The sequence below is a fragment of the Stenotrophomonas sp. STK17_22 genome, from assembly GCF_051983905.1.
GTDB lineage: Bacteria > Pseudomonadota > Gammaproteobacteria > Xanthomonadales > Xanthomonadaceae > Stenotrophomonas > Stenotrophomonas maltophilia_A.
Genome location: NZ_CP197010.1, coordinates 3,850,404 through 3,876,706, shown reverse-complemented (window position 1 = coordinate 3,876,706; position 26,303 = coordinate 3,850,404). Strand labels below are relative to the sequence as shown.

19 protein-coding genes are annotated in these 26,303 nt (G+C 67.2%); 12 read left to right on the top strand and 7 right to left on the bottom strand.

The window, feature by feature from the left end:
• Nucleotides 1-32: 32 nt before the first annotated feature.
• Entirely contained in the window at nt 33-3,560 is a 3,528-nt protein-coding gene (locus tag ACSYS9_RS18130; protein ID WP_440568293.1) for an ATP-binding protein, read from the top strand.
• Between the two features lie 698 nt (nt 3,561-4,258).
• On the opposite strand, the gene mdtD is transcribed toward ACSYS9_RS18130, so the two are convergent.
• The 5 genes from mdtD to ACSYS9_RS18105 form a co-directional block, all read right to left on the bottom strand.
• The gene (mdtD, locus tag ACSYS9_RS18125; RefSeq protein ID WP_010482759.1) at nt 4,259-5,668 is read right to left on the bottom strand and encodes a multidrug transporter subunit MdtD; all 1,410 of its coding nucleotides are present in this window, start codon (nt 5,666-5,668) and stop codon (nt 4,259-4,261) included.
• A gap of 92 nt (nt 5,669-5,760) precedes the next feature.
• On the bottom strand, nt 5,761-6,843 hold the full coding sequence (hemE, locus tag ACSYS9_RS18120; protein ID WP_032127799.1) for a uroporphyrinogen decarboxylase: 1,083 nt from the start codon (nt 6,841-6,843) through the stop codon (nt 5,761-5,763).
• Between the two features lie 26 nt (nt 6,844-6,869).
• The gene (locus ACSYS9_RS18115; protein ID WP_032127800.1) at nt 6,870-7,109 is read right to left on the bottom strand and encodes a WGR domain-containing protein; all 240 of its coding nucleotides are present in this window, start codon (nt 7,107-7,109) and stop codon (nt 6,870-6,872) included.
• A 143-nt stretch (nt 7,110-7,252) separates the two neighbouring features.
• A complete protein-coding gene (aroB, locus tag ACSYS9_RS18110) occupies nt 7,253-8,365 on the bottom strand; it encodes a 3-dehydroquinate synthase (RefSeq protein WP_071228101.1) in 1,113 nt (370 codons plus the stop codon).
• A complete protein-coding gene (locus ACSYS9_RS18105) occupies nt 8,362-8,904 on the bottom strand; it encodes a shikimate kinase (protein ID WP_071228102.1) in 543 nt (180 codons plus the stop codon). Before ACSYS9_RS18105 ends, aroB begins: the two co-directional genes overlap by 4 nt.
• 98 nt (nt 8,905-9,002) lie before the next feature.
• On the opposite strand from ACSYS9_RS18105, the gene ACSYS9_RS18100 reads away from it, so the two are divergent.
• Nucleotides 9,003-9,206: a dodecin family protein gene (locus ACSYS9_RS18100; RefSeq protein ID WP_005410663.1), complete on the top strand. Its 204-nt coding sequence runs from the start codon at nt 9,003-9,005 to the stop codon at nt 9,204-9,206.
• Nucleotides 9,207-9,212: 6 nt separating this feature from the next.
• Here the strand turns inward: ACSYS9_RS18100 and ACSYS9_RS18095 are convergent, their stop codons facing one another.
• On the bottom strand, nt 9,213-10,040 hold the full coding sequence (locus tag ACSYS9_RS18095; RefSeq protein WP_071228103.1) for a kinase: 828 nt from the start codon (nt 10,038-10,040) through the stop codon (nt 9,213-9,215).
• A 40-nt stretch (nt 10,041-10,080) separates the two neighbouring features.
• Here ACSYS9_RS18095 and pdxH point away from each other — a divergent pair, with 40 nt between their 5' ends.
• Nucleotides 10,081-10,680, top strand: a complete 600-nt coding sequence (gene pdxH / locus ACSYS9_RS18090) for a pyridoxamine 5'-phosphate oxidase (protein WP_049401396.1) — start codon at nt 10,081-10,083, stop codon at nt 10,678-10,680.
• A gap of 9 nt (nt 10,681-10,689) precedes the next feature.
• Nucleotides 10,690-11,037, top strand: a complete 348-nt coding sequence (locus ACSYS9_RS18085) for a hypothetical protein (protein WP_071228104.1) — start codon at nt 10,690-10,692, stop codon at nt 11,035-11,037.
• A gap of 78 nt (nt 11,038-11,115) precedes the next feature.
• On the opposite strand, the gene prpR is transcribed toward ACSYS9_RS18085, so the two are convergent.
• Entirely contained in the window at nt 11,116-12,699 is a 1,584-nt protein-coding gene (prpR, locus tag ACSYS9_RS18080; RefSeq protein ID WP_071228105.1) for a propionate catabolism operon regulatory protein PrpR, read from the bottom strand.
• Between the two features lie 153 nt (nt 12,700-12,852).
• Between prpR and prpB the strand changes: the two genes are divergently transcribed.
• The 8 genes from prpB (at nt 12,853) to ACSYS9_RS18040 (ending at nt 26,253) form a co-directional block, all read left to right on the top strand.
• Complete coding sequence (prpB, locus tag ACSYS9_RS18075) at nt 12,853-13,746, top strand: methylisocitrate lyase (protein ID WP_071228128.1); 894 nt, start codon at nt 12,853-12,855, stop codon at nt 13,744-13,746.
• A 36-nt stretch (nt 13,747-13,782) separates the two neighbouring features.
• Nucleotides 13,783-14,940 carry a bifunctional 2-methylcitrate synthase/citrate synthase gene (gene prpC, locus ACSYS9_RS18070; RefSeq protein WP_014038133.1) on the top strand — a complete coding sequence of 386 codons (1,158 nt, stop codon included), beginning with the start codon at nt 13,783-13,785 and terminating at the stop codon, nt 14,938-14,940.
• Nucleotides 14,941-15,037: 97 nt separating this feature from the next.
• Nucleotides 15,038-17,656, top strand: coding sequence for a Fe/S-dependent 2-methylisocitrate dehydratase AcnD (acnD, locus tag ACSYS9_RS18065; protein ID WP_071228106.1), 2,619 nt, complete (start codon nt 15,038-15,040; stop codon nt 17,654-17,656).
• Nucleotides 17,657-17,756: 100 nt separating this feature from the next.
• Nucleotides 17,757-18,014 carry a type II toxin-antitoxin system ParD family antitoxin gene (locus tag ACSYS9_RS18060; RefSeq protein WP_071228107.1) on the top strand — a complete coding sequence of 86 codons (258 nt, stop codon included), beginning with the start codon at nt 17,757-17,759 and terminating at the stop codon, nt 18,012-18,014.
• Nucleotides 18,001-18,327: a type II toxin-antitoxin system RelE/ParE family toxin gene (locus ACSYS9_RS18055; protein WP_071228108.1), complete on the top strand. Its 327-nt coding sequence runs from the start codon at nt 18,001-18,003 to the stop codon at nt 18,325-18,327. Before ACSYS9_RS18060 ends, ACSYS9_RS18055 begins: the two co-directional genes overlap by 14 nt.
• A 23-nt stretch (nt 18,328-18,350) precedes the next feature.
• The gene (gene prpF / locus ACSYS9_RS18050) at nt 18,351-19,529 is read left to right on the top strand and encodes a 2-methylaconitate cis-trans isomerase PrpF (RefSeq protein WP_071228109.1); all 1,179 of its coding nucleotides are present in this window, start codon (nt 18,351-18,353) and stop codon (nt 19,527-19,529) included.
• Between the two features lie 151 nt (nt 19,530-19,680).
• Nucleotides 19,681-21,141 carry a bifunctional 2-methylcitrate dehydratase/aconitate hydratase gene (locus ACSYS9_RS18045; protein ID WP_071228110.1) on the top strand — a complete coding sequence of 487 codons (1,461 nt, stop codon included), beginning with the start codon at nt 19,681-19,683 and terminating at the stop codon, nt 21,139-21,141.
• Between the two features lie 204 nt (nt 21,142-21,345).
• On the top strand, nt 21,346-26,253 hold the full coding sequence (locus tag ACSYS9_RS18040; protein ID WP_440568286.1) for an alpha-2-macroglobulin family protein: 4,908 nt from the start codon (nt 21,346-21,348) through the stop codon (nt 26,251-26,253).
• The last annotated feature ends 50 nt before the right edge of the window (nt 26,254-26,303 follow it).

Here is a 26,303-nt window from a genome sequence, read left to right as displayed (position 1 = left end):
GAATCATCAGAAGCAGCGTGAGGAGGCAATCGGTGGTGTATCTGCGGGCGGCGATGCTGCTGCTGGTCCTCCTGTGCTGCCTGTCGCCCGCTGCGGCGCAGCCGGTGCCACCGAGCCCGCGTCAGGTGACGGTGTTCGACGGCTTGCCGTCCAATACCGTGAACCGCATGGCCGAGGATCGTTACGGTTACCTCTGGATCGCCACCAACGACGGTCTGGCCCGCTACGACGGGCGCAACTACCGGATCTGGCGTTCGGAGGACGGCCTGCGCGACAACCGCATCTGGACGGTGCTGGTCGATGCGCGCAACCAGCTCTGGATCGGTACCGAGAACGCCGGTCTGGTACGGATGTCGGCCGATCGCCGCCAGCTGCATTTCTACGACCGCAGCAGCCAGCCGTTGATGGGCACCAACACGGTCTGGAGCCTGGCCACCACGCCGGATGGTTCGGTCTGGTTCGGCACCCACGAAGGTGGTCTGTACCGCCTGGACAACCAGGACCGGCTGCAGCGCTTCCTGCCCGAAGCGAACAACCCACGCAGTCTGCCGGCCGCATCGGTGCCGTACCTGGCAACCCTGGCCGATGGCAGCCTGTGGATCGGCACCAAGCATGGCGTCGCGCGCTGGACCGGCACGGACTTTGAACGGGTTGGTGCCGGCATCGTTCCCAGCCTGCTGATCAATGGCCTGACGGCCGAGCCCGATGGCAGCCTCTGGATCAGCACGATGGCCGGTGCCATCGTGCGTCGTCCCGATGGTCGTTTCGAGGCACCGTCCTGGAAGCTGCCCGAAGGCGAACAGGTGCTGGGCATGATGCTGCGCGACGAGCAGGGCGGGCACTGGCTGGACACCCGCACCGGCCTTGGCCGCGCGGTCGATGGCCAGTACCAGGCCGTGCCGCTGTACAGCGCGGTGGCGCGTGGCCCGGTATGCCCGAACTGGACCGGCGCCTACGAGGATCGCGAGGGGGGCATCTGGCTGGCCAGCACCAACGCCGGCCTGTGGCACCTGCTGCCGCGCTGGTGGCAGTTCTCGGTGCTGTCGCGGCTGGAGGACGACCCCCGCTCGCTGCGCAATGCCTTCGTGCTGGGTACCAGCCCGTCCAGCAACGGCGGCATCTGGACGGTCGGCAGCCACGGCGCGCTGGACCGCTTCGATCCGAAGACCGGCCGCATCGAACAGCACCGCACCTGGGTCAACGGCATGCACTGGCTGACCTCGGTGCGCGAGGATCGCCGCGGCCAGGTCTGGATCGGCTCCAACGACGCGCTGCTGCGCTACGACCCGAAGCGGCGAGATCTGCGCCGCTGGGGCCGGGATGCCGGCGCCGACGCGACCATGGAAGGGGTCATCGAATCGATGATGACCTGTGATGGTGACAGCCTCTGGCTGATGCTGCCGTCGGGTCTTCAGCAGCGCGATCTGGATGGGCGCCTGCGGCGCCAGCTGGACAATGGCCAGCGCGGATTGCAGCAGGGCCAGCTCAATCTCGATGTGGAATGCGGGCCGCAGGACCATATCTGGCTGGCCAGCAGCCGAGGCCTGCTGCAGTGGCTGCCGGAAAGCGAGCGCTTCCAGCCGGTGCCGGGCGCACCGGCGACCGCGATCCATGCACTGCACGTGGGCAGCGATGGCCAGGTCTGGCTGTCCGAGGATGGCCGCCTGTCGCGCTACCGCTGGAGCCAGGGCCGGCTGGAGCGGCAGGCCGTGATCGGTGCCGAGCAGGGCTACCCGGCGATCTCCGCTTCGGGGCTGGTGGTCGATGTACAGGGGGTGGCGTGGGCAACCAGCGCGCGTGGCCTGGTGCGCATCGGCGCCGATGGCCAGAGCGTGCGCCTGTATGGCGTGCATGACGGCCTGCCGAGCCAGGAATTCCGCGAGCACACGCTGGTGATGTCGGGAGACGGCCATCTGGTGGCGGGTACGCCGTCCGGTGTGGTGGTGTTCGACCCGGAGCAGGTGCGGCCCTCGATGCGGCGTGCGCCGCTGGTGATCGAGCGGGTGGAGGTGCGCCGCAACGAGCAGGTGCTGGACCTCACCCACGACACGCCGTTGCAGATCGCCGATGGCGACCGCGATCTGCGCATCGTCGCGCGCCTGTTGTCGTTCGCCGATTCGGCGTCCAATACCTATCGTTACCGGTTGGCCGGCTATGACCCGGACTGGGTGGAAGTGGGACCGGCCGGTGAGCGCCTGTTCTCGCGGCTGGCACCGGGCAGCTATCGGCTGGAAGTGCAGGCGCGGTCGGCCGACCATGTCTGGTCACGGGTGCAGAGCCTGGAATTCCGCGTGCAGCCACCGTGGTGGCGCAGCCTGTCCGGCCTGCTGGTGCTGGCCTCGTTCGCGCTGCTGCTGACCAGCTGGTTCGCCTGGCTGTACCGTCGGCGCCTGCAGCGTCGCCACGCCTATCAGCTGGCGCTGCACAAGCAGGAGCTGGCCGAGCAGGCGTCGGCGGCCAAGACCCGCTTCCTGGCCAACCTTGGTCATGAGATCCGCACGCCGATGACCGGTGTGCTCGGCATGAGCGAGCTGCTGCTGTCCTCACCGCTGGATCCGCAGCAGCGCGGCTATACACAATCAATCCGCCACGCCGGCGAGCACCTGCTGCATCTGGTCAACGATGCGCTGGACCTGGCGCGGATCGAATCGGGCCGTCTGGAGTTGCAGTCCAAGCCGTTCGCGCTGAGCTGCCTGCTGCAGGACCTGGCGGCGCTGATGGGCCCGTTGGCTGCACAGAAGGGCCTGCGCTTCACCCTCGACAACCAGTTGCCGCCCGGCCTGCAGGCCACCGGCGACGCGATGCGGGTACGGCAGATCCTGCTGAACCTGCTTTCGAATGCGGTCAAGTTCACCAGCCGCGGCACCATCACCCTGCACGCGCGCAGCGACGCCGAGCTGCGATCGCTGCATTTCGAAGTGCGCGACACCGGCCCCGGCATCAGCCAGGAGCAACAGCAACGCCTGTTCCGCCGCTTTGAGCAGGCCGATGGTGCACGTACCGCGGCGCAGTACGGCGGCAGTGGCCTGGGCCTGGCGATCTGCCGCGAACTGGCGCATGCGATGCAGGGGCGGATCCAGGTGGAGAGCCAGCTTGGTCGCGGCACCTGCTTCGGCGTGACGTTGCCGTTGCCGATGGTGGTCGATGCCGATGCCGAAGCAGATGGTGAAACGCACCGCGAGGACGCGGCCAACATGCCGCCATTGCGGGTACTGCTGGTGGAGGACGACGCGACTGTGGCCGATGTGGTGCGCGGGCTGCTGAGTGCGCGCGGGCACGAGGTGGTACATGCGGGCCATGCGCTGGCGGCACTGCGTGAGATCAGTGCCGGTGATTTCGACGTCGGCCTGCTGGATCTCGACCTGCCGGGCCTGAGCGGCTTCGAGCTGGCCCAGCATCTGCGCAACCAGGGCTACATGCTGCCACTGCTGGCGGTGACCGCACGTACCGACCCGGACCTGCAGCAGCAGGTGGAGGCGGCCGGCATCGGTGGCTTCCTGCGCAAGCCGGTGACCGGGGAACTGCTGGTGGAAGCGATCGCCCGGGTGATGGGAAGGTAGGGATTATTGCAGGGCTTGCAGCCCTGCACCTGCAGAAGCAACGTCAACGTCAAAAGCGTGCAATCCGTGGGATGGCGGGGTGGGTCCGGTTGCGGGGGACGCTGCAAGTCCCCCTCCGGGGCCCGGCCCAGCCGCTGGCGGCTGTGCGTTCGGGCGCTTGCGAAGCGGTGCTTCGCAAGCAAAGCGCCCTCACCCATGTAAGCTCGGTCGCCGCTTGCTCGTGTGCGCTGTCCTGCGCACACGGCAAGACCGGGGTTGGGCCTCCTGCCCAACTCGCCCGAGGCATGCCTCGGGCCCATGCGGCTCACGCCCCCGCAACCGGACCCTCCCCGCCTTCGACAGTTTTCCGCGATCTGTCGGAGCACGGGGTCGGATCCCGTTGGCGCGCAACGGGCTCTGACCCCAATCTGGAATTCGATATCTGACAGATGTGTCGACCAAGGTCGACACCTACCAACAACCGCGCGTTCCAACAGTCGCCGTTACCCACAGCCGCGTGAACCTGTCAGAGGTGGGGCGGTGTGGGCTTGCAGGACCGTTGGCGCCATGGATGGCGCCATCGAGCCCCCATGGACGGGTTTACGGCGTGTCCTGCAAGCCCACACTGCCCCGCCATCCCACGGAATGCTCGCTGTTGCTGTTGCTGTTGCTTCGGGTTGGGCCTCTGCGGGTGCAGGGTGCAACCCTGCCGAACCCCCTCACTCCGCGACGTGCTCGACCTGCCGTGGCTCCGGCTTGGTGTCCGGCAGCTGCCAGAAGATCATCGTCGAGGTCAGGGTGATCGCGCCCACGCACAGGAAGGTGGCGTGCAACGCGGCGGTGGCGCTGTTGCTGTCCAGGTGATTGCCGAACGCGGCCAGCAGGCTGCCGGCCGCCGCGGCACCGAAACCGGCGGCGAGCATCATCACCATCGACAGCAGGCTGTTGCCGGAACTGGCGAACTCGCGATCCAGATCACGCAGGGTCACGGTGTTCATCACGGTGAACTGCAGCGAATTGACCGCGCCGAAGAAGGCCAGCTGCAGCAGGCGCCAGGCCAGGTGCTGGCCGGGTGTCATCAGGATGAAGCTGGCCATCGCCAGGCCCACCAGCACGGTGTTGACCATCAGCACGCGGCGGTAGCCGTAGCGCTCGACCAGCTTCACCGCCAGCTTCTTCGACACCATGCCGGCCGCCGCCACCGGCACCATCATCAGGCCGGCGTTCATCGGGCCCAGGCCCAGGCCGACCTGCAGCAGCAACGGGATCAGCATCGGCATGGCGCTGCTGCCGATGCGCGAGAACAGGTTGCCAAGGATGCCGATGCGGTAGCTGGGCACGCGGAACAGGGCCAGCGAGAACAAGGGCGCGGTGGAGTTGGCGGCATGCAGCCAGTAACCGACCAGTGCGGCCAGGCCGGCCACGGTCATCAGCATCACCAGCGCATGTGGCGTTCCGAGCCCGGAGATGCCGTCCAGCGCCAGCGACAGCACCACCATCGCAAAGGCCAGCATGATGTAGCCGCGCAGGTCGAAACGGGTGCGATGGCTGGCGTAGTGGTCGGGCATGATCTTCATCGCGGCGATGAAACCGATCACGCCGATCGGCAGGTTGATCAGGAACACCCAGTGCCACGACGCGATCTCGACCAGCCAGCCACCCAACGTCGGGCCGATCAACGGGCCGACCAGCGCGGGGATGGCGATGAAGCTCATCGCGCGCAGGAAGTCCTCGCGTGGCACCGAACGCATCACTGCCAGGCGTCCGACCGGCAGCAGCATCGCACCGCCGATTCCCTGCAGCACGCGCGCACCGACCAGCTGGTGCAGGTGCTGGGCCAGCGCGCAGGCCAGCGAGCCGAGGGTGAACAGGATGATCGCCACCAGGAAGGTACGGCGGGTGCCGTAGCGGTCGGCGATCCAGCCGGAGGCGGGGATGAAGGTGGCCACTGCCAGCGCGTAGCTGAACACCACCGACTGCATCTGCAGCGGGCTCTCGCCCAGGCTGGCCGCCATCGCCGGCAATGCCGTGTTGACGATGGTCGAGTCCAGCATCTGCATGAAGATCGCCAACGAAACCAGCCACAGCAGGGGGCGCTGGCGGTTGTAGGTCGATGGCGATGTGGACATGGGGTGCGGCCGGTGCAGCGTGGGGGACGCCATGATCGCGCACTGCGGGTCACGGCGCGATCAACATCGCGCCGCAACCGCATGCGCAATGCTCAGCGCTGGCTGTGCGCGTGCACTGCGTCGACCAGCACCTGCACGTGCGCCGGGTCCATGTCCGGCGACATGCCGTGACCGAGGTTGAACACATGGCCCTCGCGCGAACCACCGTTGCCGGCGGCATAGGTGTCGAGCACGCGTGCTGCTGCGGCGGCGATCGCATCCGGCGAGGCGTACAGGGTGGTCGGGTCGAGGTTGCCCTGCAGGGCGACGCGGCCGCCGGTGCGGCGCATCGCCTCGTCCAGATCCAGCGTCCAGTCCAGGCCCAGCGCATCGGCACCGGTCTGCGACAGCGCTTCCAGATGCAGGCCGGTGCCCTTGCCGAACAGGATCAGCGGGGTGCGCTCGTTGCCTTCGCCGCGCTCCAGGCCCTCGGCAATCCGCTGCAGGTAGCGCAGCGAGAACTCGCGGTACATCGACGGCGACAGCACGCCACCCCAGGTATCGAATACCTGCAGCGCCTGTGCACCGGCCGCGCGCTGCGCGCCGAGATAGGCGATCACCGCCTCGGTGGTGACCTCCAGCAGGCGGTGCAGGGCCTGCGGATGGTTCAGTGCCATCGCCTTGATCCGCGCGAAGTCCTTGCTGCCGCCGCCTTCCACCATGTAGCAGGCCAGCGTCCACGGGCTGCCGGAGAAACCGATCAGCGGCACCTGGCCGTCCAGCTCACGGCGGATCAGGCGCACCGCGTCCATCACGTAGCCCAGGTCCTGTTCCATGTCCGGCACCGCCAGCCTGGCGATGGCCGCTTCATCACGCACCGGGTGGCGGAACTTCGGGCCTTCGCCTTCGACGAAGTACAGCTCCAGGCCCATCGCATCGGGAATGGTGAGGATGTCCGAGAACAGGATGGCCGCATCCAGCGGGAAGCGGCGCAGCGGCTGCAGGGTAACCTCGCAGGCAATCTCCGGATTCTTGGCCATGGCCAGGAAGCTGCCGGCCTTGGCTCGGGTCGCGCGGTATTCCGGCAGGTAGCGTCCGGCCTGGCGCATCAGCCAGACGGGGGTGCAGTCCACCGGTTCGCGGCGCAGGGCGCGCAGCAGGCGATCGTTGCGGAGAGGGCTGGTCACGATGGGCATTCCTTGGACGAAAGTTGGCAGCGGCGTCAGTCGCCGTGCGAGAGGATCTGGAAACCGCGATGCAGTTCGGCATCGCGGGCCTTCTCGAAGGCATGGCGGGCTTCGTCGGCCTGCAGGAACAGCTCGCGCCGCAGCTGCGAGCGGCTGCCGACGCGGCCGCTCTCGCGCAGCAGTTCCCAGCCGCCGAACAGATCCGGCTGCAGGCTCAGGCGCAGGAAGCGCGGTGCCTGCGCACCGGCGTCGGGATGTTGCAGGTAGACGTGCATGGCGCCGATTGTAGCGGGGCCAGGGTGACCCCGGCCGCAACGCGGTGGTGCCGGCCGTTGGCCGGCAACGTCATGAGCGGGGAAGCCGGCCAGCGGCCGGCACTACCAGGCTGCGCGGCAGGATTGCCGGCCAGCGGCCGGCACTACCGGGCCGACAGCACCTTCAGCACCGCCGCCTCATCCACGTCCGGCACCACTTCGGCGCGGCCCATGCCACGCCACAGCACCAGGCGCAGGCGGCCGGCCACGTTCTTCTTGTCCAGCCGCATGCGGCCGAGCAGGGCCTGCGGATCCAGTCCTGCGGGGATCGTCACCGGCAGGCCGAGCCGTTCCAGCAGCGCCTGCAGGCGCGCGCGGTCGGCATCGTCGGCCAGGCCCAGGTCGGTGGACAGCGTTGCCGCCAGCACCATGCCCACCGCCACCGCTTCGCCGTGGTTCAGCGCATCGCGGCCCGGGGCCGAGTAGCCCTGTTCGGTCTCGATGGCATGGCCGAAGGTATGGCCGAGGTTGAGCAGGGCACGCTCGCCCTTCTCGAACGGATCACGCTCGACGATGGCGGCCTTGTGCCGGCAGCTGCGCGCGATGGCTTCGGACAGTACCGCATCCTCGGCGGCCAGCAGTGCATCGGCATGCTGCTGCAGCCATTCGAAGAACACCGCGTCGCCCAGCGCGCCGTACTTCACCACTTCGGCCAGGCCGGCGCGCAGCTCGCGCGGTGGCAGGGTGGCCAGCACGCGGGTATCGGCAATGACCGCGCGCGGCGGATGGAATGCGCCGACCAGGTTCTTGCCGGCCGGAATGTCGACCGCGGTCTTGCCGCCCACGGACGAATCGACCATCGCCAACAGGGTGGTCGGCAGCTGCACGCAGTCCACCCCGCGCATCCAGCAGGCGGCGGCGAAACCGGCGAGGTCACCGACCACGCCGCCACCGAGGGCGAACACGCAGGCATCTCGGGTGGCGCCGAGCGCGGCCAGCGCTTCGATCGCGCGGCCGAATTCGGCCAGGGTCTTGGAGGCTTCGCCGGCGGCCAGCACGTGCTCGCCGACGATCAGGTCGGGGCGTGCGGCCAGCAGCGTCTGCTTCACGGCGGCCAGGTAGCGCGGAGCCACTTCGCTGTCGCTGAGCAGCAGCACGTGGCGGCCGCGCACATGCGAGGCCAGCGCGGTGCCGTCGGCCTGGGCACCAGCGCCGATGGTGATGGAGTAGGGGCGGTCGCCGCCAACGGCGACCTGCAGCAGGGCGGGGGAAGTCATGCGGTCAGGTCCTGGCGCTGCCATTGCGTGGCCAGCTTGACCACCAGCTGGGCGGTCGCGTCGGCAGCGGTATACGGGTCGGTATCAAGGGTGAGGTCGGCCAGTTCGCGGTACAGCGGGTCGCGGTGAGCAGCCAGATCGTGCAGCACCTGCTCGCGGTCCGGGCGCTGCAGCAGTGGCCTGCCTTTGTCGCGGGCCAGGCGTTCCAGCTGCGCGGCCACGCTGACCCGCAGGTAGACCACGAAGCCGCGCTGGGCGATCAGCGCACGGTTGTCCGGATCCAGTACGGCGCCGCCACCGGTGGAGACCAGCTGGCCGCGGCCTTCCAGCACACGGGCCAAGGCTTCGCGCTCATGGCTGCGGAAGCCGGTTTCACCCGAGTGCTCGAAGATTGTCGGGATGCTGGCGCCGGCGGCATCGACGATGGCCTGGTCGACATCGACGAAGTCCAGCGTGAAGCGCTCGGCCAGGCGGCGGCCGATGCAGGTTTTGCCGGCGCCCATCGGGCCGATCAGGATCAGGTTCGGAGCAGGATTCATGCCCTCTGATGCTAACACCTCCGTGCCCTTGCCTTTACGTTCTTCACGTCAGGCTAGGCGTTCCTGCGGGGTCTCCCGCGCCAGCCGGAGTACAGGCCATGACGGTCGCCAAGGTCATCGAAATCACCGCCTCCTCGCCGAAGAGCGTGGAGGACGCCGTGCGCAGCGGTCTGAAGAAGGTCTCCGAGACGGTCAAGGGCATCCAGGGCGCCTGGGTGAACGAGACCAAGGTGGTCACCAACGGCAGTGGCGAGATCACCGAATGGCGGGTCAACCTGCGGGTGACCTTCCTGGTGGAATAGGCGTGCTCAGCGCACGTCCTGCACCTGGCGCTGGCCGTCCAGCACCACCACGTGGTCGGCCAGGGCGGGCAGGGCGTGCAGTGCCTGCCGGCTGACCCGCTCGTAGTACTGCACGAAGCGCTCCAGCTGTGGCCGGCTCATGCCGTGCCGGCCCGGCTGCGCGGCCTGCAGGTTCTGTTCCTGCTGCCAGCGCCAGCGTGGTACCACCGAAAAATCCGGCGGCTGCAGGAACCACAGGCGGTCGCAGCGCTGCCACAGCGCCGGGTAGTCTCGGGCCAGCGCCTGGTTGCACCAGCGACGCCATCGGCCATCGGCGTCGGCCTCGCGTTCCAGTGCGTTCAGCGGGCTGTCCAGCGCGTTGTCATCCTGCGCCGGTGTGCCGAGGAACCAGCCTTCGAACACCAGCAGGTCCAATGGCTGCTGCAGCTGCGGCCACTGAGCCTCGGGCAGGCGTTCATCGGCCAGCTTGTCGAATCGTGGCATCGCGAAGGGCTGGCGTGCGGCCACCGCGTCCAGCACGCCGTGGGCCAGCGGCAGGTCGTGGGTGCCGGGCGGCCCGCGGGTGATCAGCAGCGGATGCACCTGGCGGGCCAGTCGCTGGCGCTGCGCACGGGTGAGGTAGACGTCATCGATCGACAGCGTGGCCGCGTTCAGGCCGCGTGCCTGGGCGCGCGCCACCACCTGCGCGGCCAGCGTCGATTTGCCGCTCCCCTGCAGGCCGCTGATCGCCAATACTGGAACCGCTGCGCCGCTGCCCAGCGCATCATCCAGCGCCTGTTCGGCCAATGTTTCGGAGAATCCTTTCACCTGGGGCATATACGCAGCAGCGGCCATGCAGCCACAATAGCCCAATCCGTGTGAGAAGAACGCAATCATGAGCGACCTGTACGCCGAAGCCCTGTCCACGTTTGCCGGCCTGTTCGACGAGGCCAAGCAGAGCCGCGAGGTCGAGCCGAATGCGATGACCGTGGCCACCGCCGATACGCAGGGCCGTCCCTCGGCGCGTACCGTGCTGCTGAAGGCCTTCGACGAGCGTGGCTTCGTCTTCTATACCCACCTGGACAGCCACAAGGGCCAGGAGCTGCAGGCCAATCCGCAGGCCGCGCTGTTGTTCCTGTGGCGCAGCCTGCGCGAGGCGGGTATCCAGGTGCGCATCGAAGGCCGTGTCGAGCAGGTCGCCGATGCTGAAGCCGATGCCTATTTCGCCAGCCGCCCGCGCATGAGCCAGATCGGCGCCTGGGCCTCGCAGCAGTCGAAGACGCTGGCAACGCGCGAGGAATTCGATGCGCGCGTGGCCGAGGTCGAAGCCCGCTTCGAGGGCAAGGACGTGCCGCGCCCGGAGGGCTGGAGCGGCCTGCGCGTGGTGCCTGACCGCATCGAGTTCTGGTATGGCGCGCAGTTCCGCCTGCACGAACGCTGGTGCTATGAAGCCGGTGCCGAAGGGCGCTGGAGCAAGCGCCTGCTGTATCCGTAAGGCAACCTGATGCAACGCCTGCCGCTGTACCGTGTGGTGGTGTTCGTGCCGTCGGCAGTACTGGATGCAGTGAAGCAGGGCATCCTCGCGGTGGACGCGCTGGCGGCCGGCGACTACGAGCACGGGATGTGGTGGTCGGCGCCGGGGTTCGAGCAGTTCCGCCCGCGCGTGGGTGCGTCGCCCGTGCAGGGTGAGGCGGGCCGCACCGAAGTGGTCGACAGCGTGCGCCTGGAATTCTGCCTGCCTCGGAATCCGCAGCGGCTGCAGCGCATCTTCGAACAGGGCATCGTGCCGCATCACCCGTGGAAGGTGCCGGTGGTGCAGGTGGAGGAAATCGAGCTGCTGCTGGCCAGGTAGATCCACGCCATGCGTGGATGAGATGCTTGACGGAAGAGCGGTGCGAACCAAGGTTCGCACCCACCAGGCAACGAGTGGTTACAACCCCTCCGCGCGCAGCCAGCGCCACAGTGTGGTGCGTGAGACGCCCAGCGCCTGCGCCATCCCCTCGCGATCATTGCGATGTTCCTGCAGCAGCGTTTCCAACTGCGCACGCGGTGGGCGCTTGCCGTTGCTTTCCACCGGCAATGCTGCAACGCCCTCATTCACCAGTTCGGGCGCAAGCTGCAGCAGTCGCGCAGCATCAATCAGCCCTTCACCGGGCTGCCAGTGGATGCGCAGGCGATCCACCAGGTTGCGCAGTTCGCGCACGTTGCCGGGCCACTCGGCGGCGATCAGTATGCCCATCGCGTCCTCATCCAATGGCGCGTCGATCCCGCGCAATTGGCGGAAGAAGTGCTGTGCCAGCATCGGAATGTCGCCACGCCGCGCGCGCAGCGAGGGCAGGGCGATACGCAGCGCGGCCAGCCGGTAATACAGATCGCGGCGGAAGCTGCCGGCCGCGGCGCGCTGTTCCAGTGATTGCAGGGTCGCGGCCACCACGCGCAGATCCACCGGGGTCGGTTCGGTGGCACCCACGCGCAGCACTTCACGTTCCTCCAGCACACGTAGCAGGCGAGTCTGCAGTGGTAGCGGCAGTTCGCCGATCTCGTCCAGGAACAGCGTCCCGCCGTCTGCGGCTTCGACCAGGCCGACACGGCCGCCACGGCGTGCGCCGGTGAAGGCGCCATCGCTATAGCCGAACAGTTCCGCCTCCAGCAGCGATTCGCTGATCGCGCCGCAGTTCAGTGCCACGAAGCGTCCGCGACGACCGCTGGCGGCGTGCAGCTGGCGCGCCACCAGTTCCTTGCCGGTGCCGGTTTCGCCGCTGACCAGCACGGTGCTGTCATGTGGGGCGTAGAGCGCGATCTGCGCGCGCACCCGCGCCATCGCGTCGCTGTCGCCGAGCAGTTCATGCGCATCGGCGCGCGCTGCCGGGCGCCGGCGTGGGGCAGGGCGGTTGCTGCCGGAACGTGCCAAGGTCTGGGTCAGTTCCAGCGCATGTTCGAACGCCTGCCGCACCGAGTCGGCGGAGTACAGCAGCACGCCGGGCAGGCCGGCCTGTTCGGCGTGGTCGATGGCCATGCCGGTGCCGACGATCACTTCGATGCCGTTGGCGCGCAGATCGGCGATGCAGTCGCGCGCATCCTCGCGGGTGACGAAACGCCGATGCTCGATATCCAGGCCGAAACTCTGCTGGAAGTTGCTGAACACCGGCACGTCGCTGGCGTGGGTGACCAGGCCGATGCGGCTGGCGATGCGTCGCGCGCGCGCCAGTGCTTCCATCAGATCGAAGCCGTTGGCCTGGATCGGCACCAGCGGCAGCTCCAGCCGGCCGCGCAGCCAGGCGGCGTTGGAGCCACCGGCGATCACCACATCGCAGTGCTCGCGACGCAGGCGCTGGCCGATCACATCCACCGCTTCCTCGAAGCCGAGGTTGATCTGTTCGATGCGCGCGCGGCGGTCGAACTCGGGAATGACGTCGCCGAGCAGGCCGGTCAGACGCGAGACGCTGACCGTCCAGATCACCGGGCGGCCGGGGTCGGCATCGGCATGGCGCAGGGGTGAGCGGGGCAGGTACATGGCGGCGGGTTCGGGCGAAGTGTTTCATGATACATCTGTTTCAGTGTTTCATATGTTTCACTATTGAGTGACGGTCATGTCCGTGAAATCAACGGCTTGCAGCTTGGCATGGTGCTTGCGCCTACCCATCCGTTCTTCAACCTGGATTGCCGCATGACCGCTTCCGCCCCTTTCTCCGCCGGTGCCCGCTTCCGTGAGGCGCTGGCTGCCGAATCGCCGCTGCAGGTGATCGGCGCGATCAACGCCAACCATGCCCTGCTGGCCAAGCGCGCCGGCTTCCGTGCCATCTACCTGTCCGGCGGCGGCGTTGCCGCAGGCTCGCTGGGCCTGCCGGACCTGGGCATCAATACCCTGGAAGACGTGCTGGTGGACGTGCGCCGCATCACCGATGTCAGCGACCTGCCGCTGATGGTCGACATCGACACCGGCTTCGGCCCGAGCGCGTTCAACATCGCGCGCACCGTGAAGTCGCTGATCAAGGCCGGCGCGGCCGCCTGCCACATCGAGGACCAGGTCGGCGCCAAGCGCTGCGGTCACCGCCCCGGCAAGGAGATCGTCTCGCAGGGTGAAATGGTCGACCGCGTGAAGGCGGCTGCCGATGCCAAGACCGATCCGGACTTCTTCCTGATCGCGCGCACCGACGCCATCCAGGTGGACGGCGTGGACAAGGCCATCGAGCGCGCCATCGCCTGTGTCGAGGCAGGTGCCGATGGCATCTTCGCCGAGGCTGCCTACGACCTGGACACCTACCGCCGCTTCGTCGACGCGGTGAAGGTACCGGTGCTGGCCAACATCACCGAATTCGGTGCCACCCCGCTGTTCAGCCGCGATGAACTGGCCTCGGCCGGCGTCGCCATCCAGCTGTTCCCGCTGTCTGCCTTCCGCGCCGCCAACAAGGCTGCCGAGAACGTCTACCAGGCGGTGCGCCGCGATGGCCACCAGCGCAATGTGGTGGAGACCATGCAGACCCGCGAAGAACTCTACGACCGCATCGGCTACCACGCCTTCGAGCAGCAGCTCGATGCACTGTTCGCCGCCAAGAAATAAGCAGTACCCTGCACCATCAAGTTTTCGGAGGGAAACATGAACGATACGACCGCAACCCCGACCTTCAAGCCGAAGAAGTCCGTAGCCCTGTCCGGCACCGCCGCCGGCAACACCGCGCTGTGCAGCGTGGGCCGTAGTGGCAATGATCTGCACTACCGTGGCTACGACATCCTGGACCTGGCCAACACCAGCGAGTTCGAGGAAATCGCCTACCTGCTGGTGCACGGCAAGCTGCCGACCCGCGCCGAGCTGGTTTCGTACAAGGCCAAGCTGAAGTCGCTGCGCGGCATTCCGGCAGCAGTGAAGGCGGCGCTGGAAGAACTGCCGCCGTCGGCACACCCGATGGACGTGATGCGCACCGGCGTGTCCGTGCTCGGCTGCGTGGCGCCGGAGAAGGACGATCACAACCATCCGGGTGCGCGTGACATCGCCGACAAGCTGATGGCCTGCCTCGGTTCGATGCTGCTGTACTGGTACCACTGGAGCCACAACGGCCGCGCCATCGACGTGGAAACCGACGACGACTCGATCGGTGGCCACTTCCTGCACCTGCTGCACGGCGAGAAGCCGCAGGAGTCGTGGGTGAAGGCGATGCACACCTCGCTGATCCTGTACGCGGAACACGAGTTCAATGCCTCGACCTTCACCTGCCGCGTCATCGCCGGTACCGGCAGCGACATGTACAGCGCGATCTGCGGTGGCATCGGCGCGCTGCGTGGCCCGAAGCATGGCGGCGCCAACGAAGTGGCGTTCGAAGTGCAGAAGCGCTACGACAACCCGGATGAAGCCGAGGAAGACATCAAGGCCCGCGTCGAGCGCAAGGAAGTGGTGATCGGTTTCGGCCACCCGGTCTACACCGTCTCCGATCCGCGCAACAAGGTGATCAAGGACGTGGCCCGCGAGCTGTCCGAAGAGCAGTCCAGCATGAAGATGTACGACATTGCCGAGCGCCTGGAATCGGTGATGTGGGACATCAAGAAGATGTTCCCGAACCTGGACTGGTTCAGCGCCGTCAGCTACCACATGATGGGCGTGCCGACCGCGATGTTCACCCCGCTGTTCGTGATCGCCCGCACCGCCGGCTGGAGCGCGCACATCGTAGAACAGCGCATCGACGGCAAGATCATCCGCCCGAGCGCCAACTACATCGGTCCGGAAGACCGCGACTTCGTCGCCATCGACAAGCGCGTCTGATCCACCTGCTGTACCCATCCGGCCGGCCCCGTGCCGGCCGGATGCTTTCGCCGCCGCACCGCCGGCACCCGGCCCGCCTCAAGCACTCCGCCAGCCCATGAATACCGATTACCGCAAGAACCTCCCCGGCAGCACGCTGGACTATTTCGACGCGCGCGCCGCTGTCGATGCGATCCAGCCTGGCGCCTATGCCACCCTGCCGTACACCTCGCGCGTGCTGGCCGAGAACCTGGTGCGTCGCTGCGATCCGGCTACGCTTGGCGATTCGCTGAAGCAGCTGATCGAGCGCCGCCGCGACCTCGACTTCCCGTGGTTCCCGGCACGCGTGGTCTGCCACGACATCCTCGGCCAGACCGCACTGGTCGACCTGGCTGGCCTGCGTGATGCGATCGCCGACAAGGGCGGTGACCCGGCCAAGGTCAATCCGGTGGTGCCGGTGCAGCTGATCGTCGATCACTCGCTGGCGGTGGAGTGCGGTGGTTTCGATCCGCAGGCGTTCGAGAAGAACCGCGCCATCGAAGATCGCCGCAACGAAGACCGTTTCCACTTCATCGATTGGACCAAGCTGGCGTTCGAGAACGTGGACGTGATTCCGCCGGGCAACGGCATCATGCACCAGATCAACCTGGAGAAGATGTCGCCGGTGGTCTACGTGCAGGACGGCGTCGCCTTCCCGGACACCTGCGTGGGCACCGACAGCCACACCCCGCACGTGGACGCGCTGGGCGTGATCGCGATCGGCGTGGGCGGCCTGGAAGCGGAGAACGTGATGCTGGGCCGCGCCTCATGGATGCGCCTGCCCGACACCGTCGGTGTCGAACTGAGTGGCCGCCCGCAGCCGGGCATCACCGCCACCGATGTGGTGCTGGCCCTGACCGAGTTCCTGCGCAAGGAACGCGTGGTCGGTGCGTGGCTTGAATTCTTCGGCGAGGGTGCCGCGGCACTGACCATCGGTGACCGCGCCACCATTTCCAACATGTGCCCGGAGTACGGCGCGACCGCCGCGATGTTCTACATCGACGGGCAGACCATCGATTACCTGCGCCTGACCGGCCGCGAGGAATCGCAGGTGGCGCTGGTGGAGAACTACGCCCGTACCACCGGCCTCTGGGCCGATGACCTGGCCACCGCACAATACGAGCGTGTGCTGCGCTTCGACCTGTCCAGCGTGGTGCGCAACATGGCCGGCCCGTCCAACCCGCACAAGCGCGTGGCGACCGCCGAGCTGGCCGAGCGCGGCATCGCCGACGAAGCCAAGCTGGAAGCGGGCAAGGCCGAGCAGGCGCAGGGGCTGATGCCCGACGGCGCGGTGATCATCGCCGCCATCACCAGCTGCACCAATACGTCCAATCCGCGCAACGTGATCGCCGCCGCACTGCTGGCGCGCAAGGCTAACGAGCGTGGCCTGCTGCGCAAGCCGTGGGTGAAGTCGTCGCTGGCGCCGGGTTCGAAGGCGGTGCAGCTGTACCTGGAAGAGGCGGGCCTGCTGCCGGACCTGGAAAAGCTCGGCTTCGGCATCGTCGCCTTCGCCTGCACCACCTGCAACGGCATGAGTGGCGCGCTGGACCCGAAGATCCAGCAGGAAATCATCGATCGCGACCTGTATTCCACCGCCGTGTTGTCGGGCAACCGCAACTTCGATGGCCGCATCCACCCGTATGCGAAGCAGGCCTTCCTGGCTTCGCCGCCGCTGGTGATCGCCTATGCCATCGCTGGCACCGTGCGCTTCGATATCGAGAAGGACGTGCTGGGCGTGGACACCGACGGCAACGAGGTGCGCCTGAAGGACATCTGGCCGAGCGACGCCGAGATCGACGCGGTGGTGAAGGCATCGGTGAAGCCGGAGCAGTTCCGCCGCGTCTACAACCCGATGTTCAACGTGCGCGTGGAGCACGGTGCGGCGGTCAGCCCGCTGTACGACTGGCGCCCGCAGAGCACCTACATCCGCCGTCCGCCGTACTGGGAGGGCGCACTGGCCGGTGAGCGCACGCTGTCTGGCATGCGCGCGCTGGCGGTGCTGCCGGACAACATCACCACCGACCACCTGTCGCCGTCCAACGCGATCCTGGCGTCCAGTGCCGCCGGTGAGTACCTGGCGAAGATGGGCCTGCCGGAAGAGGACTTCAATTCCTACGCCACCCACCGCGGTGACCACCTGACCGCGCAGCGCGCTACGTTCGCCAATCCGAAGCTGTTCAACGAGATGGTGCGCAACGACGACGGCAGCGTGAAGCAGGGTTCGCTGGCGCGCGTGGAGCCGGAAGGCAAGGTCATGCGCATGTGGGAAGCGATCGAAACCTACATGGACCGCAAGCAGCCGCTGATCATCATCGCCGGTGCCGACTACGGGCAGGGCAGCTCGCGTGACTGGGCCGCAAAGGGCGTGCGCCTGGCCGGCGTGGAGGCGATCGCGGCCGAAGGCTTCGAACGGATTCACCGTACCAACCTGATCGGCATGGGCGTGCTGCCGCTGGAGTTCAAGCCGGGCACCACCCGCCTGACCCTGGGCATCGACGGCACCGAGACCTTCGACGTGATCGGCGAGCGCACCCCGCGCGCCGAGCTGACCCTGGTCATCCACCGCCGCGACGGCCAGGACGTGCTCGTGCCGGTCACCTGCCGCCTGGACAGCGACGAGGAAGTGGCGATCTACGAGGCCGGCGGCGTGCTGCAGCGCTTCGCCCAGGACTTCCTGGAAGGCGCCAAGGTGGCGTGATGCCGGACTGAATGCCTGCCCCCGGAGGCCGGGGGCGGGCTTGTCCGACACCAGGGCAGGGCGCACACTGACTTGGCAAAAACTGCCAAAGGAGAGTTTCATGGCCACCATGAACATTTCGCTGACCGATCCGCTCAAGCAGTTCGTGGACGAGGAAGTGCGCGAAGGCGGCTACTCCAGTACGTCGGATTATGTGCGTGAACTGATCCGCCAGCGTCAGCGCAGCAAGGCTGAAGAGCTGCTCAAGCAGTTGATTGCCGAGGGGCTGGCTTCTGGGCCTGCCGTTCCGGTGACTGCGGCCACATTCGAGCGGATGCGTCGCGAACTGACCGAAAGGATGGAGCGTGAAGGCGATTGAATGGAGGCCCCGTGCCGAGACAGACGCAGCCGACGCCGCGCTGTGGTACGCACGACAGGGAGGGCTGGCACTGGGTCAGCGCTTTCTCGCCGAGCTGGAGGCCACGCTTCAACGTATTGCGATGTTCCCTGCGTCAGGTTCCGTCTGCCATGCCGACCTCGCCGCACAGTTGCCGGCACTCTTGCGCTTCATGCAGGTTCCGGGCTTTGAACGCTATCTCGTCTACTACCTCGATCTGCCGGACCGCGTGGACGTCATGCGGGTGTGGTGCGTTGATCGTGGCCTTGACGCACTGATGCAAGACATTTCCTGAAATCCAAACGCGTGGATCCGACGATGACCTTTCTCCCGCAACTCCGTATTCCCGCCAGCTACATGCGCGGCGGCACCAGCAAGGGCGTGTTCTTCCGCCTGCAGGACCTGCCCGAGGCCGCGCAGGTGCCGGGCGCCGCGCGCGATGCGCTGCTGATGCGCGTGATTGGTTCGCCCGATCCGTATGGCAAGCAGACCGACGGCATGGGCGGCGCCACCTCCAGCACCAGCAAGTGCGTGATCATCTCCACTGCCTCTGTGCCGGATCACGATGTCGACTATCTGTACGGTCAGGTGGCGATCGACACCGCCTTCGTCGACTGGAGCGGCAACTGCGGCAACCTCAGCACTGCGGTGGGTCCGTTCGCGATTGCCAATGGTCTGATCGATCCGGCCCGCGTGCCGCGCGATGGCCTGTGCACCGTGCGCATCTGGCAGGCCAACATCGGCAAGACCATCATCGCGCACGTGCCGATGCGCGATGGCGAAGTACAGGAGATCGGCGATTTCGAGCTGGATGGCGTGACCTTCCCGGCCGCCGAGATCCAGCTGGAATTCATCGATCCGTCCGATGACGGCGATGCGGGCGCGATGTTCCCGACCGGCAACCTGGTCGACACCCTCGATGTCCCCGGCGTGGGCAGTTTCGAGGTGACGATGATCACCGCGGGAATCCCGACCATCTTCCTCAACGCCGCCGACCTCGGCTACACCGGCACCGAGCTGCAGCCGGCGATCAATGAGGACAAGGCCGCACTGCAGAAATTCGAGACCATCCGCGCACATGGCGCGCTGCGCATGGGCCTGATCTCGAAACTTGAAGACGCAGCAACCCGCCAGCACACGCCGAAGGTGGCCTTCGTGGCGCCGGCGCAGGACTATGTGTCGTCCAGTGGCAAGGCAATCCCGGCGTCGGCCATCGATCTGCACGCACGTGCGTTGTCGATGGGTAAGCTGCACCACGCGATGATGGGCACCGCCGCCGTGGCGATTGGTACCGCCGCGGCGATTCCGGGCACGCTGGTCAATCGTGCGGCCGGCGGCGGCGAACGCGAAGCGGTGACCTTTGGTCACCCCTCCGGCACGTTGCGCGTGGGTGCGCAGGCCGGGTTCGTTGACGGACAGTGGACGGTGACCAAGGCCATCATGAGCCGCAGCGCCCGTGTGCTGATGGAAGGCAAGGTGCGGGTGCCGGCCGAGTAACCAGCCGGTCGGCGCTGGCATCACATGCTTCGGTAGATGCCAACCTTGGTTGGCATGGCATTGGCACCGCCCGGGCAATGTCCAGCGCCAACCACGGTTGGCGACTACCGGGAGGCGCGGCCTGACCTGCTTTCTGAAGAGGAGATCGACGATGTCTGACAGCCACACCCCATCCAACGAGCGTGCAGCGTGGGATGCGCTGCTGGTGGACATCGTCGATTACGTGCGCGACGCCCGTATCGACTCACCGCTGGCGTTCCAGACCGCGCACCACTGCCTGCTTGATACGCTGGGCTGCGGTCTGGAAGCGCTGTCCTTCCCGGCCTGCAGCAAGCTGCTCGGTCCCGTGGTGCCGGGCATCAGCGTGGTCAACGGCGCGCGCGTGCCGGGTACGCACTACGTGCTGGATCCGGTGCAGGCCGCCTTCAACCTCGGCGCGATGGTGCGCTGGCTGGATTTCAACGACACCTGGCTGGCGGCCGAATGGGGCCATCCGTCGGATAATCTGGGCGGCATCCTTGCCGTCTGCGACTGGCTGGGACGCAACGCGCAGGCCCTGCGTCGCCCGCCGCCGACCGTGCACGACGTGCTGCTGGCAATGATCAAGGCGCATGAGATCCAGGGCGTGCTGGCGCTGAAGAATTCATTCAACCGGGTCGGGCTGGACCATGTGGTGCTGGTCAAGGTGGCGACCACCGCCGTGGTCGCGCAGCTGCTCGGGCTGGATCGCGAACGCATGCTCAATGCAGTGTCGCTGGCCTGGGTCGATGGCCAGGCGCTGCGGACCTACCGGCACGCGCCCAACACCGGCTCGCGCAAGAGCTGGGCCGCAGGCGATGCCACCAGCCGTGGCGTACGCCTGGCGCTGATCGCGGCAACGGGTGAAATGGGCTATCCGAGCGTGCTCAGTGCACCGACCTGGGGCTTCGAGGCTGTGTCCATGCATGGACAGGCACTGACGCTGGAGCGGCCGCTGGGCAGCTATGTGATGGAGAACGTGCTGTTCAAGATCAGCTACCCGGCCGAGTTCCACGGCCAGACTGCGGTGGAGGCAGCGATCGCGCTGCACCAGCAATTGCGCGCGATGGGGCGGCAGGTCGAGGATATCGCGCACATCGCCATCCGCACCCAGGAAGCCTGCATCCGCATCATCGACAAGAGGGGCCCACTGCACAATCCGGCCGACCGCGACCACTGCGTGCAGTACATGATCGCCATCGCGCTGCTGCATGGGCGGCTGGTGGCCGAGGACTATGAGGACGACGTCGCCGCCGATCCGCGCATCGACGCGCTGCGCGCAAAGATGGCCTGCCACGAGGATCCGCAGCTCAGCGCCGACTATCTGGACCCGGACAAGCGCAGCATCGCCAACGGCCTGAGCGTGCGCTTCAACGATGGCAGTGAACTGCCGGAAGTGCTGGTGGAGTATCCGCTTGGCCACGCCCGACGCCGCGGAGAAGGCATTCCGCTGCTGATGGACAAGTTCCGCCGGCACCTGGCCCATCGCTTCCCGACCGCCCAGCAGCAGCGCATCCTGGCGGCATCGCTGGATCCGGTGGCGCTGGCGGCGATGCCGGTGACCGATTACGTGGACCTGTACCTGCCGGGGTAGCAACGCTTTGGTGGGTGCCAACCTTGGTTGGCACGGGCCCAACGCCAACCAAGGTTGGCGGCTACCGGGACCGCCTTGGTCGGCACGGATCCGATCCAGCCGGGCGCGGCCCGGTGCCACCGTTCCGATGCATTCCTGCCGAATTCGCGTCAACACCTTGACGCGGCCTGCCTATAATGGCCGCCTCGATCAAGGAGTGACGACATGAGCGGTCCGGCACGGCGGAAGCGGTGGGGATGGGCGGCGGCGGTACTGGCAGGAGGCCTGTTGCTGGGCCTGGCCGGTTGCCGCAACGACAGCGGGCAGCTGCCCAAGGCCAGCGGTGAAGCGATCACCACCCAGGCCGAGCAGGTGAAGGAATTCACCCTGCTGCGCGCCTACCCGGACCAGAAGAATGACGGCCTGTCGCTGGCGCTGGAATTCTCGCGCCCACTGGTGGGCACCCAGGATTTCGACAAGCTGGTGCGCTTCGAAGAGAAGGTCGGCACCGACGACAGCAGCTGGACGCTGTCCGATGACGGCCTGACCCTGCGTTACCCGTTCGTCGAGGCTGGCAAGGAGTTCAGCCTGGTGGTCTCGCCGGACCTGCTGGCCGCCGATGGCAGCCGCCTGGGCAAGGAACTGAAGCAGAAGGTGTTCAGCGGCGAGCTGAAGCCGGTGGTCGGTTTCGCCTCGCAGGGCAGCGTGTTGCCGGCCAAGGACAGCCGTGGCCTGCCGGTGGTCTCGGTGAACGTGCCGGAAGTCGACGTCGAGTTCCTGCGCGTGCGCGAGAAGGACCTGCCGACCTTCTTCAGCCAGTATCAGCGCGGCGGCCGCCGTGGCAGCTGGGAGCTGAGCAGCGACTACGAGCGCAGCCCGATCAACAAGCTGGCCGAGCCGGTCTACGTCAACCGCTTCATCCTCGGCGGCAAGAAGAACGAGCGGGTGCTGACCTACCTGCCGACCCAGGACATCAAGGAACTGCAGGAGCCGGGCCTGTACTTCGCCCTGCTCAAGCGCACCGGTGACTATGAAGGCGAGTTCGACACCGCGTTCTTCTCGGTCAGCGACATCGGCCTGCATACCCGCGCCTACAAGGACAAGCTGTTCGTGCACACCGCCGGCCTCAAGGACGGCGCGCCGCTGAAGGGCATCGACCTGCGCGTGCTCGACGCCAAGGGCGAGGTGGTACTGAAGGGCAGCACCGACGGCAACGGCAATGCGCTGCTGAACTACACGCTGGATGCCACCCACGTGCTGGTCGCCAGCACGGGCAAGGACACCAGCTTCCTGCCGTTCAACCAGCCGGCACTGGACCTGAGCGAATTCGCCGTGGCCGGCCGTGACAATGCCTGGTTCGACGTCTATGCCTGGTCCGGGCGCGACCTGTATCGCCCGGGCGAAACCGTGCGCCTGTCCGCCCTGCTGCGCGACAACGATGGCAAGCCGGTCAAGGCTCAGCCGGTGTTCCTGCGCCTGAAGCAGCCCGACGGCAAGACCTTCCGCGAGACCCGCCTGCAGCCGGGCGAGCAGGGCTACATCAACTTCGAGCAGGTGATCCCCGCCGAGGCGCCGACCGGGCGCTGGCAGGTCGAGTTCCGCACCGACCCGGCGAGCAAGGAAGCGATCCAGGGCATGACCCTGCGCATCGAGGAGTTCCTGCCCGAGCGCATGAAGCTGGACCTGGACAGCGCGCAGAAGACGCTGAAGCCGGGTGAGGACCTGCGCCTGCAGGCCAATGGCGCCTACCTGTACGGGGCGCCGGCCGACGGCAACCGTTTCACTGCGCGCATGGCGGTGGCCGCCGAGCAGCAGCCGGTCGAGGGCCTGCCGGGCTACTTCTTCGGTGACCCGACCCTGCAGCTGCCGCGCGAGGCCAAGGACGTGATCGACACCACGTTGCCGGGCAACGGCCAGCTGCGTGAGGATGTGGCGCTGCCGGAAGAGGCGGCCAAGGCCAAGGCGCCGATTGCCGTGGTGCTGTCCGGCAGCCTGTATGAAACCGGTGGCCGCACCGTCACCCGTACCCTGAAGCGGGTGATGTGGCCGGCCAACGCCCTGGTCGGTGTACGCCCGCTGTTCAACCCGGAGGACGGTGCCGATTCCAACGGCAACGCGCGCTTCGAATTGATGCGCGTGGATGCTGCTGGTACGCCGCAGCCGGCCAAGGGCCTGAAGATCACCCTGGTGCGCGAGCTGCGCGACTACCACTGGACCTTCAACGACAACCGCTGGGACTACGATTTCACCCGCCGTTTCGAGAACAAGGAAACCCGCACCGTCGATGCCGGCAGCAGTGCGGTCGCCTTCGATTTCCCGGTGGAGTGGGGCGAGTACCGGGTGGACGTGTTCGACCCGTCCACCGGCCTGACCAGTCGCTATCCGTTCCGCGCCGGCTGGAGCTGGGGCGATGACAACCGCGGCCTGGACGCGCGCCCTGACAAGATCAAGCTGGGCCTGGACAAGACCGGCTACAAGGCCGGTGACACCCTGGAAGTGACGGTGACCCCGCCGCATGCCGGCAAGGGCATCCTGATGGTCGAGACCGACCGCATGCTGTACGTGCAGGACATCGAGGCCAAGCCGGGTTCGACCTTCAAGATTCCGGTCACCGCCGACTGGGAACGCCACGACGTCTATATCACCGCGCTGGTGTTCCGTGGCGGCAGTGCGCCGAGCAAGATCACCCCGGCCCGTGCCGTGGGCGTGGTGCATGTGCCGATGGACCGCAAGGGCCGCACCGTGGCGGTCGGCCTGGTGGCGCCCAAGCAGATGCGCCCGGAGCAGGACCTGCCGGTGACGGTCAGCGCACCGCAGCTGGCCGGCAAGATGGCGCACGTCACCGTCTCGGCGGTGGACGTGGGCATCCTCAACATCACCCGCTTCCCGGTGCCCGATGCCGGTGCGCACTTCTTCGCCCAGCGTCGCCTCGGCATCGATGCCTACGACATCTACAGCCGGGTGATCGAGAGCTTTGATGGCGGTGCCGGCAAGCTGAAGTTCGGTGGCGACATGGCGCTGCAGGCATTGCCGCAGGCCAAGCGCCCGACTGCGCGCGTGCAGACCGTGGACCTGTTCTCCGGCCCGGTGCAGCTCGATGCCAAGGGCATCGCCCGCATCCGCCTGAAGGTGCCGGACTTCAACGGTACCCTGCGGGTGTCGGCGCTGGTCTACAGCGATGACCAGTACGGCAAGCGCGACGTGGAAACCGTGGTGCGCGCGCCGATCCTGGCCGAAGCCAGCATGCCGCGCGTGCTGGCCCCGGGCGACCGCAGCACGGTGACCCTGGACGTGCAGAACTTCACCGGCAAGCCGGGCCAGTTCAACGTGAAGGTGGAAAGCGAAGGCCCGCTGAACCTGGGCGAGGGCAGCCGCAGCGTGCAGTTGAATGCCGATGCCAAGACCACGCTGAGCTTCCCACTGTCGGCACGCGAGGGCCACAGCGTGGCCAAGGTGCGGGTGCGGGTGGATGGCAACGGCTTCAAGGCCGACCGTCGCTACGAGCTGCCGGTGCGTGCGGCGTGGCCGCAGGTGCTGCGTTCGCAGGTGCGCACGCTGGATCCGCTGGCAGCGGTCAGCCTCGACAACAGCCTGACCGATGGCCTGATGTCCGAGTCGGTGAATGCCCGCCTGCTGGTCAGCCCGCTGCCGCCGATCCCGTTCGCCAGTGCGCTGCAGGGCGCGTTGAACTACCCGTATGGCTGTGCCGAGCAGACCACCAGCAAGGGCTACGCCGCGCTGATCCTGGACCAGGCGACGTCGTCGATGCTCGGAGCGGACGGGCTGGATGCCAAGACCCGCCGCGAGCGCATGGAAGGTGCGTTCGGTCGCCTGGCGTCGATGCAGGTGGCCAATGGCAACTTCTCGATGTGGGGTGACGACGGCTACGTGAACCCGTGGCTGACCCCGTACATCACCGAGTTCCTGCTCGACGCGAAGGACGCCGGTTTCGCGGTGCCCGACAACGTGCTGCAGAAGGCGCTCAACCGTCTCAGCGAGGATCTGCTGTCCGGTGGCAATCAGTTCTACGGCCAGGACGACCGCGAGAAGCTGAAGTTCGCCAATCAGGCGTATTCGGGCTACGTGCTGGCCAGGGTCAACCGTGCGCCGCTGGGTACCCTGCGCACGCTGTACGACAACGAGCGCAGCAAGGCGGTCGGCGGCCTGTCGCTGGTCCATCTGGGCGTGGCGCTGTCGCTGCAGGGCGATGCCAAGCGTGGCCAGGCGGCATTGGCCGCGGCCTTCGCCAAGTCCAGCAGCGAACGCCCGTCGTACTTCGGCGACTACGGCAGTGCGATCCGTGATGACGCGCTGATGATCGCGCTGACCCACGAAAACAAGCTGGCCAAGCCGGCCTGGGATGCGCGTGCGGTGGATCTGGGCCGTGGCCTGGATGCGCGCCGCAATGCCGGCTGGATGTGGCTGAGCACGCAGGAACAGGTGGCCATCGCCCGCCTTGGCAAGGCACTGGCCGCCAATCAGAAGGCGCTGGTGGCCGGTGAGCTGGTGATCGGTGGCAACACCGAAGCCATCGGTGAGCGCAAGCTGTTCGGCCGCAACTTCAGTGCCAGCGAACTGGCCAGTGGCGTGCGCTTCACCCCGCAGGGCCAGCCGCCGATGTTCGCCAGCATCGACGTGGCCGGCATCCCGCGCAGTGCGCCGGCACCGGACAACAGCGTGCTGGGCATTGAGCGCAGCTACTTCGGCACCGATGGCAAGCCGTGGTCGCCGCGTCCGCTGAAGGAAGGCGAAGCGCTGATCGTGCGCGTCACCGTCACCGCCGACACCACGATGCCCGATGCACTGCTGACCGACCTGCTGCCGGCCGGCCTGGAGATCGAGAACTTCAACCTGGGCGATGCCAAGCAGTGGGCCGACGTAGTGGTTGATGGCATCACCATCAGCGACCGCGGCGAAGCTGCCGACACCAAGCACGAAGAGTTCCGCGACGACCGCTATGTGGCTGCGCTGAAGCTCTCGCGTGGCAGCAAGGCCAACGTGTTCTATCTGGTGCGTGCGGTGACCCCGGGTACCTACTCGGTGCCGCCGCCGCTGGTGGAGGACATGTACCGGCCGCAGCTGCGTGGCGTCGGCCGTAGCAACCCGACCACGATCACGGTGGTACAGCCGTGACCGCGCGGACGGGCCGCGACGGCGCGGCCCGTCCCGCTGGCAAGCTCCAA

Excerpts from the sequence above, each read along its gene's own strand:
- prpF (WP_071228109.1), top strand. The coding sequence starts at position 18,351 with ATGACCTTTCTCCCGCAACTCCGTATTCCCGCCAGCTACATGCGCGGC.
- ACSYS9_RS18100 (WP_005410663.1), top strand. The coding sequence starts at position 9,003 with ATGACGGTCGCCAAGGTCATCGAAATCACCGCCTCCTCGCCGAAGAGC.
- prpC (WP_014038133.1), top strand. The coding sequence starts at position 13,783 with ATGAACGATACGACCGCAACCCCGACCTTCAAGCCGAAGAAGTCCGTA.
- ACSYS9_RS18085 (WP_071228104.1), top strand. The coding sequence starts at position 10,690 with ATGCAACGCCTGCCGCTGTACCGTGTGGTGGTGTTCGTGCCGTCGGCA.
- ACSYS9_RS18045 (WP_071228110.1), top strand. The coding sequence starts at position 19,681 with ATGTCTGACAGCCACACCCCATCCAACGAGCGTGCAGCGTGGGATGCG.
- acnD (WP_071228106.1), top strand. The coding sequence starts at position 15,038 with ATGAATACCGATTACCGCAAGAACCTCCCCGGCAGCACGCTGGACTAT.
- ACSYS9_RS18060 (WP_071228107.1), top strand. The coding sequence starts at position 17,757 with ATGGCCACCATGAACATTTCGCTGACCGATCCGCTCAAGCAGTTCGTG.
- aroB (WP_071228101.1), bottom strand. The coding sequence starts at position 8,365 with ATGACTTCCCCCGCCCTGCTGCAGGTCGCCGTTGGCGGCGACCGCCCC.
- mdtD (WP_010482759.1), bottom strand. The coding sequence starts at position 5,668 with ATGTCCACATCGCCATCGACCTACAACCGCCAGCGCCCCCTGCTGTGG.
- prpR (WP_071228105.1), bottom strand. The coding sequence starts at position 12,699 with ATGTACCTGCCCCGCTCACCCCTGCGCCATGCCGATGCCGACCCCGGC.
- prpB (WP_071228128.1), top strand. The coding sequence starts at position 12,853 with ATGACCGCTTCCGCCCCTTTCTCCGCCGGTGCCCGCTTCCGTGAGGCG.
- ACSYS9_RS18040 (WP_440568286.1), top strand. The coding sequence starts at position 21,346 with ATGAGCGGTCCGGCACGGCGGAAGCGGTGGGGATGGGCGGCGGCGGTA.
- hemE (WP_032127799.1), bottom strand. The coding sequence starts at position 6,843 with ATGCCCATCGTGACCAGCCCTCTCCGCAACGATCGCCTGCTGCGCGCC.
- ACSYS9_RS18115 (WP_032127800.1), bottom strand. The coding sequence starts at position 7,109 with ATGCACGTCTACCTGCAACATCCCGACGCCGGTGCGCAGGCACCGCGC.
- ACSYS9_RS18095 (WP_071228103.1), bottom strand. The coding sequence starts at position 10,040 with ATGGCCGCTGCTGCGTATATGCCCCAGGTGAAAGGATTCTCCGAAACA.
- pdxH (WP_049401396.1), top strand. The coding sequence starts at position 10,081 with ATGAGCGACCTGTACGCCGAAGCCCTGTCCACGTTTGCCGGCCTGTTC.
- ACSYS9_RS18105 (WP_071228102.1), bottom strand. The coding sequence starts at position 8,904 with ATGAATCCTGCTCCGAACCTGATCCTGATCGGCCCGATGGGCGCCGGC.